We start from the raw sequence: 13,309 nt of genomic DNA, 5'->3' as shown, positions 1-13,309 counted from the left end.
CCTCCATGACGGTCACAGCACCCCCGCGAGTCCACCGGCGGCCCCCGCCGGACGAGGACCGGCGAGCCGGGCGGTCCGCCCGGCGCCCCTCGCACCTGGTCCCGGGCGGCATCGCCTGGATCCTCCCGGGCTTCATCCTCTCGGTCGGCCTGATCTACTACAGCATCGTCTACTCCGGCTACCTCTCCTTCTTCGACTGGGGCGGCGGACGGCAGCGGATGACGCCGGTCGGCTTCGGCAACTACGTCGAGGCGCTCACGAACCCGACGTTCCGGACGGCGCTGCGGAACACGGGGATCTACTTCGTCGTCGTGTTCCTCGTGCAGGTCATCGGCGGAGTGCTCTTCTCCGCAGCGATGCACTCGCGGCTGTTCCTCGCGAACGTCTACAAGGTGATCATCGTGATCCCGGTCGTCGTCGCCCCGGCCACGCTCGCTCCGGCGCACCTCCAGGTGTGGCAGAGCGACGGGACCTTCAACCGCCTGCTCGAGGCGATCGGCCTCGGCGCGGTGGCCCAGGGCTGGCTCGGCCAGTCGACGACGTCGCTGCTCGTCGTGGTCGCCGTCGGCTGCTGGGGATCGGTGGGCTTCGGGTTCATCCTCTTCTACGCCGGCATGGCGCAGATCGACCCCGAGATGCTCGAGGCCGCGCGGATCGACGGAGCCGGCAACCTCCGGATCCTCTTCTCGATCGTGCTGCCGAGTCTGCGACCCATCACGGTGTCGCTGGCGATCCTCAACTTCATCACCGCCCTGAAGCTCTTCGACAACGTCTGGCTGATCACGCAGGGCGGACCGGCCCACTCGTCCGAGTTCCTCGGCACGATGATCTACGCCGAGACCGCGGGGTCCTCGCGCAACCTCGGCTACGCGGCCGCCCTGTCGATCATCCTGCTCGTGATCGCGCTGGTGACCTCGGTCGTGATCCAGCGCCGCGGCCGGGAGCGCCGTGCGGTGCTCGAGGAGGAGCTGCCCCGTGTTTGAGACCCGATCCCTCCGCTCGAGGCTCGTCCTCCAGCTCCTCGTCACGATCGCGGTGCTGCCGTTCGTCATCCCGATCTACGCGATGCTCACGCGGTCCTTCGCCGGGGCCGGCTGGGGCAACTACGCGGCCGTGCTCGCGGTGCCGGGCTTCGCCCGCTTCTTCCTCAACTCCGCGATCGTCGCCGGCGGCTCCATCGTGCTGATCTACCTGGCGACGATGATGGCGGCGTTCGGCTTCTCGAAGCTCCGCGTGATGCGGAAGGAGGTCTACTTCTGGATGATGATGGCGGCCCTCACGCTGCCCGAGGTCGTCCTGATCGCCCCGCTCTACGCGACGGCGGTGCGGCTGGAGCTGCTCGGCACGTTCTGGTCCGTGATCCTGCCGATCGCGGCGCTGCAGATCCCGTTCACCGTGCTCATCACGCGCGGCTACGTCGACGGGATCCCCGACGCGCTCTTCGAGGCGGCGAGGCTCGACGGCGCGGGGACGATCCGGATGTTCTGGTCGGTGCTCCTCCCGCTGGCCCGGCCGATGGCGGTCGCCCTGACCGTCCTCGTGCTGATCAACGCGTGGAACGCGTACCTGCTGCCGAAGGTCTTCCTGACCAGCGAGGACATGGGCGTCGTCACCCTCCTGCCCGAGTTCTTCCGGCGGCAGTACAACGACGACACGCCGAAGATCCTCGCAGCCGCGGTCATCACGGCTCTTCCGACGATCGTTGCCTACGTGGCGCTGCAGAAGCAGTTCGAGCGCGGCATGGCCGCGGGTGCCATCAAGTAGGCGCCGGGGGTGAGGCGGAGTGGAGAGGGACAGCATGCTGGATCGGAACGAGCGGGTCGTCCCGCGAGCGGAGGCGGAGCAGTGAACGGGATCGGACTCGCGGTGGCGCGCAGCAGGATGGAGGACAGGTTCGTCCTGTCCCTCGTGCACGCCCTCGCCGACCCGCTGGTCGAGGAGGGGCTCAGCCTGATGACCGCGGTGGTCGACGACTCCGTGGCCGAGGAGGCCGTCTACCGGCACTGGGCCGACGTCGGCGGCATCTGCGGGGTGGCCCTGCTCGGCGTCGAGCAGGACGACCCCCGCGTGCCGCTGCTCGCCTCCCTCGGCTTCCCCGTCGCCGGAGTGGTCGACTCGGCCGTCGAGACGGCCGTGCCGGCGGTGGTCGTCGACTTCGACGCGTCCATCGACGTCCTCCGCGCGTTCCTGGACACGAGGCCGCAGCGCCGCATCGTCTTCATCAGTGCCACGCTCGAGGGCGAGACCGCCGACGGTCGTGCCGCGGCGATGGAGAGCGCGGAGCTCGGCGGGGCGTTCAGGGTGATGCGGACCGAGCACAGCACGGCGGCCGCGGTCGCCGCCGGTGCCGCCGCCCTCGCGGACGGGCCGGTGACGCTCGTGTTCGACAGCGACGTGCTCGCCGCGGCCGCCCTCGAGTCCTACACGGCGCAGGGGCTGCGGGTGCCGGAGGACGTCGCGATCGTCTCGTGGACCGATTCGGCGCTCTGCCGCAGCGCGAGCCGATCCCTCACCGCGATCGACCGCCGGGGCAGCGAGATCGGCGCCCTGCTGGGCACGCGCATGCTCGCGGCCGTCGCAGGCGACCGGACGACCCGCGTGCGGGCTCCGCGCCCCTTCGTCGTGGCGGGGGAGACGGCATGAACGGCAGCAGGAGGCTCGGCCCGTCGTCCGAGAACACCCGCAGCGCGATCCTCGACATGGTGCGCTCCAGCGGCACGGTGAGCCGGATCGAGCTGGCCGAGATGTCGGGCCTGACCGCGACGTCGATCACCAAGATCGTCAAGTCGCTGCTCGACGAGGGACTGGTCATCGAGACGGGCTTCGGCGACTCGACCGGTGGCAAGCGCCGCAGCCTGCTGGAGCTCAATCCGCGCTCCCGCTTCGCCGTCGGGCTCTCGCTCGACGACACGCGGCTCACCTACGTCGTCACCGACCTGGGCGGGACCGTCGTCGGCCAGCTCGTGTCGCCCGGCGTCGGCCGGGCCGCTCCGAGCATCGAGATCCAGCGCATCGCCGAGGAGCTCCAGCAGCTGCTCAGCCGCCTGCACGTCCCAGCGGGCGACGTCGTCGGAGTCGGGGTCGCCGGCGCCGGGCTGGATCTGGGCGCCGGCGCGGAGCGCCTGTCCGTCACCGCCGAGGACTGGGACTCCTTCGCCGTCCGCGAGGCGCTCGAGAGCCTCATCGGCCTCCCCGTCGTCCGCGACAACGACGCCGCCTGCGCGGCGCTCGGGCAGTTCTGGGTCGGCCGGATCCCGGCGACCCAGGATTTCGCCACGCTGTACATGTCGAACGGCTTCGGCATGGGCCTGATGGTGGGCGGCAGCATCGCGCGCGGCGCCTCGTCGAACGTCGGCGAGATCGGCCACATGGTGCTCGACATCGACGGCCCCGCCTGCTGGTGCGGGTCGCAGGGCTGCCTCGAGATCCTCGCCGCGCCGAAGGCGGTCGTCGCGAACGCGAGGCGCGATCCCGCGCTGAGTGCCGATCTCGGCCTCTCGGGGGAGCACGGCCGGCTGCGGCACGACTTCGGCGCGATCAGCCGGGGAGCCGCGGGCGGTGACGAGCGGTGCGTCGCCCTGATCGAGTCGTCGGCCCGCTACGTCGGCGCCGCCGTGCTCTCGGTGGTCAACCTGCTCGATCTGGACCGCGTCTACCTCCAGGGGCCCGGCTTCGCCGACGCGGGCGCGCTCTACGTGCGGACCATCCGGGACCTCGTCGCCCGGCTCGCCCGCACCAGGAGCATCCACCCGGTCTCGGTCGAGCTGGCCGATCCGGGTCTCACCGCCGCGGCGGTCGGCGCCGCGACCCTGGTGCTCCAGCACGTGCTCACCCCGCACACGCGACCGGAGCGGACCGAGCTCCGCGTCGCCGTGCCGACCTCGATCACGGTCGTCTGACCGCCCCCCTCTCCTGCTTCCGCGGCTCGCGAGCCGCGTTCCCGTCTCGATCCGAGACCCCGCGGCTTCGCCGCGCCCGCGAGCATCCGCTCACTCCCAGAAAGGAACGGCACCCGTGGCCATTCGATCCGTCCTCCTCAACGTCGCCGACATCGACCGCTCGGTCGACTTCTACACGCGGTTCCTCGGAGCGGAGGTCGTCAGCGCGAGCGAGGACGCCGCCGTCCTCGACCTCGTCACGGCGACCCTCCGACTCGCGCGTCTCGCGCCGGCCGAGGCCAGCAGCTTCGTCCCGGACGACCTGCAGGCCGGGTTCCGGCACGTCGGCTTCAAGGTGGCCGACCTCGACGCGCGCGTCGAGGCGCTGCAGGCCGCCGGCGTCCCCTTCCAGCTGGAGCCGATCCACGCGGAGGGCGACGTGCGGATCACCTTCTTCTACGACCCCGACGGCACGCTGCTCGAGCTCGTCGAGGGCCCGCTGCAGTACCACGAGGTCTACGACCGGGAGGCCGTCGACCGCGACTGGGGACTCGGCACCCCGGAGCGTCCCCGCTTCGACCACGTCGCCGAGACGGTGAGCGATCTGGAGCGGACGATCGAGTACTTCGGCGCCCTCGGCTACCGCCGGATGGCCGGCATCCACCAGCCGAGCGACCCGCGCGGCTTCGAGATCGACTTCCTGCGCGACGGGGACAGCTCGCTGGAGATCTTCACCTACGAGCGGGCCGAGAAGTCGCAGCGCGCGCCTCAGCTGAACGCACCCGGCTTCGTCGCGGCCGAGTTCGCGGGGACGGTGCCGGCGACGGCCGAGCCCGTCGGCGCGGTCGACGGAGTGGACTTCTACAGCGACGCGGACGGGCTCGTCCACGCCGTCGTGCCGGAATGACGCCGGCGCCGGACCTCCGGCCCCTGGGCGGGACCGGTCTGCGGGTCAGCCGGATCACGCTCGGCGGAGCACCGCTCGGCAGTATGCCCGAGAACTTCGGCTACGACGTCGCGGAGCGGGACGCGATCGATCTCGTCCGCGCGGTGCTCGAGAGCCCGATCAGGACGATCGACACCTCGAACGGGTACTCGTCGGGCCGCAGCGAGCAGCGCATCGGAGCGGGGATCCGCGAGCACGGCGGTCTCCCCGACGACGTCGTCGTCATCACGAAGGTCGACCCGCGCGGCGACGACTACAGCGGTGACCGCGTGCGGCGCTCGCTCGAGGAGAGCCGGTCGCGGCTCGGCATCGATCCGCTGCCGCTCGTGCACCTGCACGACCCGGAGTTCCAGGACTTCGCGACCATGACGGCGCCCCACGGCGCGGTGGCGGCTCTCGTCGAAGCGCGCGAGCGCGGCGAGATCGGCTCCGTCGGCCTCGCCGGCGGCGACGTCCGCGTGATGCGGAAGTACCTCGACCTCGGCGTCTTCGACGTGGTCCTCGTCCACAATCGGTGGACCCTCGTCGACCGCAGCGCCGGGCCCCTGCTGGATCGCGCCGCCGAGCTGGGCGTCGGCGTCGTCAACGCCGCCGTCCTCGGCGGCGGCATCCTCGCCGACACCACCGGGCGGAGCACCCGCTACGGCTACCGCGACGCGTCGCCGGCGACCCTCTCCGCCATCGCGAGCATGCGCCGGGTGTGCCAGGAACGGGGCACCGACCTCGCGACTGCCGCCGTCCGCTTCTCGACCAGGCAGGAGCGGATCGGCTCGACCGTCGTCGGCATCAGCCGCCTCGAGCGACTCGCCCCGACCCTCGCGGCCGCGGAGGCCGATCTCCCCGACGACTTCTGGGACGAGATGGAGTCGCTCGTGCCGAGCGCCGAGCACTGGCTCGACGCGTCGCCCGCCTGATCCGCCGCCGTCCCTGATCCGCCGCCGTCCCCGTTCCTTCCCGCCCTTCCACGAATGGAGTCACCATGCCTCTCGTCCGCATCGACCTGCACCAGCCCCTCGCCCACCTCCGACCGCAGATGAGCGCGGCGATCCACAGCGCTCTCGTCGACGGCTGGGAGATGCCGGCCGACGACCTCTTCCAGATCTTCCAGGTGCACGAGGAGGGCGACCTCTTCTACAGCCGCACGTACCCCGACGCCGACCGCAGCGACATCGTCTTCGTGCAGATCCTCGCCTTCACCGGGTACAGCCCCGAGGTCAAGCAGCGCGGCGCGACCCTGATCGTCGACCGGCTCGCCGAGCTCGGCATCAAGCGCGACGACATCCTGATCGCCCTCAGCGAGAACGGCGACGGCGACTGGCTCGCTCCGTCGAAGGAGGCCTGACGTGCAGCGCAGCGATCTGCCCGCCGACTTCGTCTTCGGGACCGCGACCGCGGCGTACCAGATCGAGGGCGCCGTGTCCGAGGACGGCCGGGGGGACAGCATCTGGGACGCGTTCGCCCGCCGGCCCGGTGCGATCGCCGACGGCAGGACGGGCGAGCCGGCCGACGACCACTACCACCGCTACCGCGAGGACATCGGCATCATGGCCGACCTCGGGGTGGACGCCTACCGCTTCTCGCTCTCCTGGTCGCGGATCCAGGCCGACGGCACGGGGCCGGGGAATCCGGCGGGCCTGGACTTCTACCGCCGTCTCGCGGAGGGACTGCTCGAGCGCGGTGTGACGCCGTGGGCGACCCTCTACCACTGGGATCTCCCGCAGGCGCTCGAGGAGCGCGGCGGCTGGCTCGAGCGCGACACGGCCTCGCGCTTCGCCGACTACGCCGCGATCGTCGCGGAGTCGCTCGGCGACGTGATCGGCGACTGGATCACGCTGAACGAGCCCTGGTGCTCGTCGTTCCTCGGCTACGCCAGCGGGGTGCACGCCCCCGGGCGGACGGAGGGTGCCTCGGCCGCCCGCGCCGCGCACCACCTGCTGCTCGGCCACGGACTCGCCCTGCCGCGCCTGCGCGAGGCGATGCCCACCGCCACGGTCGGCATCACGCTCAACCTCTACTCCGTCCGCCCGGCCACCGAGAGCGCCGCGGACCGGGACGCCGCGCGGCGGATCGACGGGCTGAGCAACCGGCTGTTCCTCGATCCGGTGCTGACCGGCGCGTACCCCGAGGACGTCATCGAGGACCTCGGCGAGCAGGACTGGTTCGCCGAGCACGCGCCGGCGGAGGACCTCGCCGCGATCTCCGCGCCGGTCGACTTCCTCGGGATCAACTACTACAGCCGGCACACCGTCCGCGCCGGCACCGTCGCCGCCGCCGCCGCGAGCTCGTACCCGGGCAGCGAGACGGTGGAGATCGTCGACACCGGTGCGCCGAGGACGCTGATGGGGTGGGAGATCCACCCGGACGGCCTGCTCGACGTCCTCGAGCAGGCGCACGCCCTGGCGCCCGCGCTGCCGCTCGTCGTCACCGAGAACGGCTCGGCCTACGCCGACGTCGTCGCTCCCGACGGCTCGGTCGACGACCCCGAGCGCACCGCGTACCTCGAGCAGCACATCGGGGCCTGCCGCGACGCGGTCGAGCGGGGCCTGCCGCTGCGCGGCTACTTCGTCTGGTCGCTGATGGACAACTTCGAGTGGGCGTGGGGGTACACCCGGCGCTTCGGTCTCGTGCACGTCGACTACTCGACCCAGCGCCGGACGCTCAAGACGAGCGCCCAGTGGCTCGCCCGCTTCCTCGGCGGGAGAGCGGGGGAGGAGTCGGGCTGATCAGCGCGCGGCGCCGAGGAGGCTGCCGATGCTCGCGCCGTTCGCCGGGTCGTAGACGGCGCAGAGTACGGCGCGGTCGCCGTGGCGCCAGCTCACCTCGGACGGGACGAAGCTGCGGTACTCGAGGGCGGAGTCGCCGTAGGCGATGCCGACGGCGGCTCCGAACTCGGGCACGCAGCCCGCGTCCGCCTGGGCGAGGAGGGTGTTGCGGCTCGTGTAGTCGTCGCCGGGCTGCGCGAAGACGTGGAAGACCTCGAGATCGTGCAGGTCGGCGCACGGGACGGCCTCGAAGTCCGCGATCCGGTCGTCGTCCGGCGCCTGGAGGCAGTCGCCGTCGGCTACGGAGAAGGCGTCGACGGTGCCCGCGGTGGTGACGACACCGGTCTCGTCGCGCGCCGCCTCCGGACCGTCGGCGCCGACGACGGAGGAGCAGGCAGCGAGGGAGAGGGCGGAGGCGGCGAGGGCCGCCGCGACGAGGAGCGAGCGGCGACGGCTCATCGGCGCGCGGCGATCGCGAGCACGGCGTCGTGCAGGTGGCCGTTGGTGGCGACGGCGCTGCCGTGCCAGGGGCCGTCCTCGCCGTCGGCGGAGGTGAAGCGGCCGCCCGCCTCCTGGACGATGGGGACGAGCGCGGCGAGGTCGTAGGGCTTGACGTCGAACTCGCCGGCGCCGTCGATGAGGCCCTCGGCGACGAGCATGTAGGGCCAGGCGTCGCCGTAGGCGCGGTCGCGCCAGACCGTGCGGGCGAGCTCGAGCAGCTGCTCGAGCCGGCCGGCGCCGTCCCACTGCTGGATGCTGTTGTAGCTGAAGGTCGCGTCGGCGAGCGAGGCGACGCCCGAGACCTGCAGGCGGCGCGGCTCCTCGGCGGCGGGGGCGACCAGGACGCCGCGCAGGCCGTCCGGCAGGTCGAGGCTGCCGAGGGGGGCGCGGCTCTCGTCGACCCAGGCGCCGGCGCCCTTCGAGGCCCACCAGCGCTTGCCGAGCGCGGGGGCCGACACGACGCCGACCACCGGCACGCCGTCGATCGCCAGGGCGATCAGGGTCGCCCAGATCGGGACGCCGCGGACGAAGTGGGCGGTGCCGTCGATCGGGTCGAGGATCCACTGCCGCGCGGCGTCGCCGGAGGTGCCGAACTCCTCGCCGAGGATCGCGTCGTCGGGGCGCTCGGCGGCGAGGATCGAGCGGATCGCCTCCTCGACGGCGCGGTCGGCGTCCGAGACGGGGGTGCTGTCGGGCTTGGTGTCCACGACGAGGTCGAGGGCGAGGAAGCGCTCGCGCGAGATCGCGTCGGCGGCGTCGGCGAGGCGGAGGGCGAGGCGGAGGTCGTCGTCGAGAGTCACGCGTCCACGATACTGAGCGGCCCCGCCGCGCGCGGGTCGAGGAGCGCGCAGCGCGTATCGAGACCCACGTTCTGCACGCGTGGATCTCGATTCGCGGCCTGCGGCCGCTACTCGATCAGCATGGGTGGGGCGCCCGGTGCGCTCCTTTGCTGGTCGAGTAGCGCGCAGCGCGTATCGAGACCCACGTGTGCAGGAGGGTGGATCTCGATACGCGGCCTCCGGCCGCTACTCGATCAACATGGTGCCCGCTGCGCGGGCTGCTCGATCGGCAGGGGGCGCGGCCGTCCGAGTGTCGATTTGACGAAACGGGGGTGGACGCTGGTAATGTGATCCCTCGGTTCGGCACGCACGATTCGCCGGTCGCCACGCACCTCTAGCTCAATCGGCAGAGCAACTGACTCTTAATCAGTGGGTTCTCGGTTCAAGTCCGAGGGGGTGCACCACTCGAGACGCTCGCCACTGCGGCGGGCGTTTCGTCGTTTCCGCGGGTGCCCGAGGCCGGGCCCCCCGCCTGGGCATCCGCGCACAAGCGGCACCGCCGTCGCCGCGTCCGTGCGAGGCTGCCCTCTTCGTCCGATCCGCTCGATGGTGCGCGCTCCCGTTCCCCACCCGAAAGGATCGCCGTGCCCGAAGACGTCCTCCCCGAGATCGGCGGCATCGCCCTCGCCGTCCTCATCGCCGTCGTGATCGCCGTCGTCGCGACCGCGGTCGTCGCCCTGATCTTCCGCTCGATCGGCAAGCGCAAGACCTGGGCGCGACTGCTGATCCGCCGGGTGCGCATCCCCTTCCGCGTCCTGCTGCTGACCATCGCCGTCTGGGCCGCGCTCGCCGCGACCGTCTCCGGCGACGTCTGGCCGGGCCTGATCGACAGGGTCTTCCAGATCGCCACGATCGGCGCCGCGGCCTGGCTGGTCGGCGCGACCTTCGTCTTCCTCGAGGACCTCGGCGCCGAGCGCTACCGCACCGACACCGCCGACAACCGGCGGGCCCGGCGCCTGCGCACGCAGATGACGATCATCCGGCGGGTGGCCGTCGCGGCCGTCGTCGTGATCGCGATCGGCGCCTCGCTGCTCACGTTCCCCGAGGCGCGAACCGCCGGGGCGTCGCTGCTCGCCTCCGCCGGAGTGCTGTCGATCGTCGCCGGTCTCGCCGCGCAGTCGAGCCTCACCAACATCTTCGCGGGGATGCAGCTGGCTTTCAGCGACGCGATCCGCCTGGACGACGTGGTGATCGTCGAGAACGAGTGGGGCCGGATCGAGGAGATCACGCTGACCTACGTGGTCGTGCACCTCTGGGACGACCGCCGCCTGGTGCTCCCGACGAACTACTTCACAACGCAGCCGTTCCAGAACTGGACCCGCACCGGCTCCGAGCTGCTCGGCGCGGTCGAGCTCGACCTCGACTGGCGCGTGCGCCCCGAGGAGATGCGCGCGGAGCTGCACCGCATCCTCGAGGAGACCGAGCTCTGGGACCACCGCGTGAGCGTGCTCCAGGTCACCGACGCGATCGGCGGCTACGTCCGCATCCGCGTGCTCGTCACCGCGAAGGACGCGCCGACGCTCTTCGACCTGCGCTGCTACGTGCGCGAGCGGCTGGTCACCTGGCTGCACGAGAGCGACCCGATCGCCCTGCCGCGCCAGCGCGTCGAGATGCAGCACGAGGAGGCGGGCACCGCGCCGGCACCTCGCAGCCACGTGCGATCGGCTCCCGACAATCTGTTCTCGGGCGACCGGGAGTCGAACGAGCGCGGCGCCCTGTTCACCGGGATGATCGACCTGCGCGAGGCGCCGGACCGCGACGGCCGCCAGCGCGACTGAGCCGCGACGGGGGAGGAGCGGGCCTAGCCCCGCTCCGCCGCGAACGCGAGGAGCGCCTCGGCGATCTCCGCGTCGGACTCCTCGTGGCTGATCGTCGCGGTGCCGTCGCCCGGCTGCGGGCCGTACCAGCCGAACGCGGCGTGGTTCGCCCCGTCGATCTCGACGGACACGGCGTCGGCGGGCAGCCGGCCGCTCGCCGCCGCGACCTTCGCGGGCGTGCTGAGGCCGTCCTCCGAGCCGCTCAGGCTGAGCACCGGCAGACCCGAGGCGGAGAGGTCGTTCGCGCAGTAGCTGCCGAGGAGCACCAGGCCGGCGACCTCGGGGTCGTCGCCCCACTGGCAGGCCTTCACGCCGCCGAGGGAGTGGCCGCCGACCAGCCACTCGTCGACGCCGTCGGCCTGCTCGGTGAAGGTCTCGAGCGAGCGCAGGTCGAAGAACGCGAGATGCAGGATCGGCCGGGTGATGACGACGCTCGCGCCCTCCTCTACGAGCGGCGCGAGGGTCGCCTCGTAGGAGGCGGCGTCGACCTTGGCGCCGGGGACGAAGACGAGTCCCGTGCCGCGGAGGGACGTGCCGGCGTCGTCGGTCGGGCTCATCACGATCGCGTTGTCGGTGCGCTCGACGGCGACCGCGGGGTCCGCGTCGACGCGGGCGAGGGCCTCCGGATCGGGTCCCATCACGATCGAGGACCAGGTCAGGAAGGCGAGCACCGCGACCGCGAGGAGGGCGCCGAGGCTCAGCAGGACGATCCGGAGCGGGCGGCGGCGCCTCCGCGGCGCGCGCGTGCTGCGGCCGCTCATCGGTGCGCCGCGATCGCGTCGGCGGCCTGGACCAGTGCGAGGTGCGAGAGCGCCTGCGGGGTGTTGCCCGCGTGCCGACGGTTCTCGACGTCGTACTCCTCCGAGAGCAGCCCCACGTCGTTGCAGAGGCCGACGAGGCGGTCCATCAGGGTCCGGGCGTCGGCGAGGCGGCCCGAGGCGGCGTACTGGCTGACCAGCCAGAACGAGCAGGCGAGGAACGGGTGCTCGCCGCCGGCGAGGCCGTCGACCGAGGACTCCGTGCGGTAGCGGTGCAGCAGCCCGTCGTGCATCAGCGCTCGCTCCAGCTCGGCGACCGTGCCGAGCATCCGCGGGTCGTCGGCGGCGACGAAGCCGACCATCGGCAGCACGAGCAGCGACGCGTCGACCTCGGTCGAGCCGTAGGACTGCACATAGTGCCCGCGCTCGGCGTCGAAGCCCTGCTCCTCGATCTCGGCGCGGACGGTCTCGCGCAGCCGCTCCCACGTCTCGACCGGGCCGTCGAGGCCGTGCTCGCGGACCGCCCGGACACCGCGGTCCAGCGCCGCCCAGACCATCACCCGGGAGTGGGTGAAGTGCCGCGGATCGCCGCGGATCTCCCAGATGCCGTTGTCCGGCCGCTGCCAGTTGGCCTCGACGAAGCCGAGCAGCGCGCGCTGCAGCGGCCAGGAGAACTCCGTCTCGTCGACGCCCGCGGCCCGCGCCTCGTGCAGGGCCACCATCACCTCGCCGATCACGTCGGCCTGGTACTGGTCGACGGCGGCGTTGCCGATCCGCACCGGGGACGCGCCGTCGTAGCCGGGCAGGCTCGGCATCGTCCGCTCGGCCAGATCGCGCTCGCCGGCCAGCCCGTACATGATCTGCACGTCCTCCGGAGCGCCGGCGACCGCCCGCAGCAGCCAGGCGCGCCACTTCTGCGCCTCCCGCTCGAAGCCGTGCGCGAGCAGCGCCTCGAGGGTGAGCGAGGCGTCGCGGAGCCAGACGTAGCGGTAGTCCCAGTTGCGGCTGCCGCCGAACTCCTCCGGCAGCGACGTGGTCGCGGCGGCGACGATGCCGCCGGTCTGGTCGTCGGTGAGCGCCCGGAGTGTCAGCAGCGAGCGGACCACGGCCTCGCGGTAGGGGCCGTCGTAGCGGATCGATCCGGCCCACTCCGACCACCAGTCGACCGTGCGCTCGATCGCCCTGTCGACGTCGAGCACCTTCGGGGCGCGCTGGTGCGAGGGGAACCACGCCATCGAGAGGTCCACCGTCTCGCCGGGCGCGACGTCGAACTCGGCGGAGTGCACGTGATCGGTCGCCGAGAGCCGCACGCCGCGGACGACGACCGCGTCCGGCCCGGCGACGGCGACGAGCAGCGGGTCCTCGTCCGTCCCCTCCTGGCGCACCCACGGCATCGTGCGGGCGTAGTCGAAGCGGATCCGCAGCTCCTGCCGCATCCGCACGGAGCCCGAGACGCCCCTCACCCGGCGCACCAGCTCGGCGCGGTCGTCGCGCAGCGGCATCACGTCGGTGACCTCGACCACGCCGGTGGCGGTGGTCCAGGTCGTGACGAGCGCGAGGGTGTCGCCCAGGTAGTGGCGCTCCACGGTCGCCTCGGCGTCCATCGGCCGGAGCGACCACCGGCCCTGGTCGTCACCGCCGAGGAGCGCGCCGAAGATCGAGGCGGAGTCGAAGCGGGGCAGGCAGAGCCAGTCGATGCCGCCCTCGCGGGAGACGAGAGCGGCGGTGCAGCAGTCGGAGAGGACGGCGTAGTCCTCGATCGGGGAGACCATGCGCTGATCTTCGCAGCAGAACGCTGGGCGCTCCCG

Annotated in this window: 13 protein-coding genes and 1 tRNA gene; 10 read left to right on the top strand and 4 right to left on the bottom strand. The window is 72.3% G+C overall.

All coding sequences use genetic code 11. The annotated features are described in order from the left end of the window. Nucleotides 1-5 precede the first annotated feature (5 nt). The 8 genes from HQQ82_RS16090 to HQQ82_RS16055 all read left to right on the top strand — a co-directional run bounded on the left by HQQ82_RS16090 (nucleotide 6) and on the right by HQQ82_RS16055 (nucleotide 7,547). A complete protein-coding gene (locus HQQ82_RS16090; RefSeq protein ID WP_173235021.1) occupies nucleotides 6-983 on the top strand; it encodes a carbohydrate ABC transporter permease in 978 nt (325 codons plus the stop codon). Then, complete coding sequence (locus HQQ82_RS16085; RefSeq protein ID WP_173235019.1) at nucleotides 976-1,764, top strand: carbohydrate ABC transporter permease; 789 nt, start codon at nucleotides 976-978, stop codon at nucleotides 1,762-1,764. The genes HQQ82_RS16090 and HQQ82_RS16085 overlap by 8 nt, the downstream gene beginning before the upstream one ends. 81 nt (nucleotides 1,765-1,845) lie before the next feature. After that, nucleotides 1,846-2,643, top strand: a complete 798-nt coding sequence (locus HQQ82_RS16080) for a substrate-binding domain-containing protein (protein WP_173235017.1) — start codon at nucleotides 1,846-1,848, stop codon at nucleotides 2,641-2,643. After that, nucleotides 2,640-3,899, top strand: coding sequence for an ROK family transcriptional regulator (locus HQQ82_RS16075; protein WP_173235015.1), 1,260 nt, complete (start codon nucleotides 2,640-2,642; stop codon nucleotides 3,897-3,899). The genes HQQ82_RS16080 and HQQ82_RS16075 overlap by 4 nt, the downstream gene beginning before the upstream one ends. Nucleotides 3,900-4,014: 115 nt before the next feature. Continuing rightward, nucleotides 4,015-4,785: a VOC family protein gene (locus HQQ82_RS16070; RefSeq protein WP_173235013.1), complete on the top strand. Its 771-nt coding sequence runs from the start codon at nucleotides 4,015-4,017 to the stop codon at nucleotides 4,783-4,785. Beyond that, nucleotides 4,782-5,738, top strand: a complete 957-nt coding sequence (locus tag HQQ82_RS16065; RefSeq protein ID WP_173235011.1) for an aldo/keto reductase — start codon at nucleotides 4,782-4,784, stop codon at nucleotides 5,736-5,738. The genes HQQ82_RS16070 and HQQ82_RS16065 overlap by 4 nt, the downstream gene beginning before the upstream one ends. A 65-nt stretch (nucleotides 5,739-5,803) precedes the next feature. Continuing rightward, nucleotides 5,804-6,166, top strand: a complete 363-nt coding sequence (locus HQQ82_RS16060) for a tautomerase family protein (protein ID WP_173234996.1) — start codon at nucleotides 5,804-5,806, stop codon at nucleotides 6,164-6,166. 1 nt (nucleotide 6,167) lies between these two features. After that, nucleotides 6,168-7,547 carry a GH1 family beta-glucosidase gene (locus HQQ82_RS16055; protein WP_173234994.1) on the top strand — a complete coding sequence of 460 codons (1,380 nt, stop codon included), beginning with the start codon at nucleotides 6,168-6,170 and terminating at the stop codon, nucleotides 7,545-7,547. Here the strand turns inward: HQQ82_RS16055 and HQQ82_RS16050 are convergent, their stop codons facing one another. Together HQQ82_RS16050 and HQQ82_RS16045 are read right to left on the bottom strand one after the other, a co-directional pair. After that, nucleotides 7,548-8,045, bottom strand: coding sequence for a septum formation family protein (locus tag HQQ82_RS16050; protein ID WP_173234992.1), 498 nt, complete (start codon nucleotides 8,043-8,045; stop codon nucleotides 7,548-7,550). Continuing rightward, nucleotides 8,042-8,887 (bottom strand): inositol monophosphatase family protein, encoded by an 846-nt coding sequence (locus HQQ82_RS16045; protein WP_173234990.1) that lies wholly within the window; start codon nucleotides 8,885-8,887, stop codon nucleotides 8,042-8,044. The genes HQQ82_RS16050 and HQQ82_RS16045 overlap by 4 nt, the downstream gene beginning before the upstream one ends. Before the next feature lie 367 nt (nucleotides 8,888-9,254). Between HQQ82_RS16045 and HQQ82_RS16040 the strand changes: the two genes are divergently transcribed. Both HQQ82_RS16040 and HQQ82_RS16035 read left to right on the top strand, forming a co-directional pair. Further along, nucleotides 9,255-9,330: transfer RNA gene (locus HQQ82_RS16040), tRNA-Lys, on the top strand. A gap of 180 nt (nucleotides 9,331-9,510) precedes the next feature. After that, the gene (locus HQQ82_RS16035; RefSeq protein ID WP_173234988.1) at nucleotides 9,511-10,704 is read left to right on the top strand and encodes a mechanosensitive ion channel domain-containing protein; all 1,194 of its coding nucleotides are present in this window, start codon (nucleotides 9,511-9,513) and stop codon (nucleotides 10,702-10,704) included. Nucleotides 10,705-10,727: 23 nt separating this feature from the next. Here HQQ82_RS16035 and HQQ82_RS16030 read toward each other — a convergent pair whose 3' ends face one another. Continuing rightward, nucleotides 10,728-11,504 (bottom strand): alpha/beta hydrolase, encoded by a 777-nt coding sequence (locus HQQ82_RS16030; protein WP_173234986.1) that lies wholly within the window; start codon nucleotides 11,502-11,504, stop codon nucleotides 10,728-10,730. Further along, the gene (locus tag HQQ82_RS16025) at nucleotides 11,501-13,273 is read right to left on the bottom strand and encodes a glycoside hydrolase family 15 protein (protein ID WP_173234984.1); all 1,773 of its coding nucleotides are present in this window, start codon (nucleotides 13,271-13,273) and stop codon (nucleotides 11,501-11,503) included. The genes HQQ82_RS16030 and HQQ82_RS16025 overlap by 4 nt, the downstream gene beginning before the upstream one ends. Nucleotides 13,274-13,309 lie beyond the last annotated feature (36 nt).

This window comes from Rathayibacter sp. VKM Ac-2856, from assembly GCF_013205055.1.
Classification (GTDB): Bacteria; Actinomycetota; Actinomycetes; order Actinomycetales; family Microbacteriaceae; genus Rathayibacter.
Note: the sequence above shows the minus strand (reverse complement) of the source record. Positions and strands in the feature narration are given on the sequence as shown.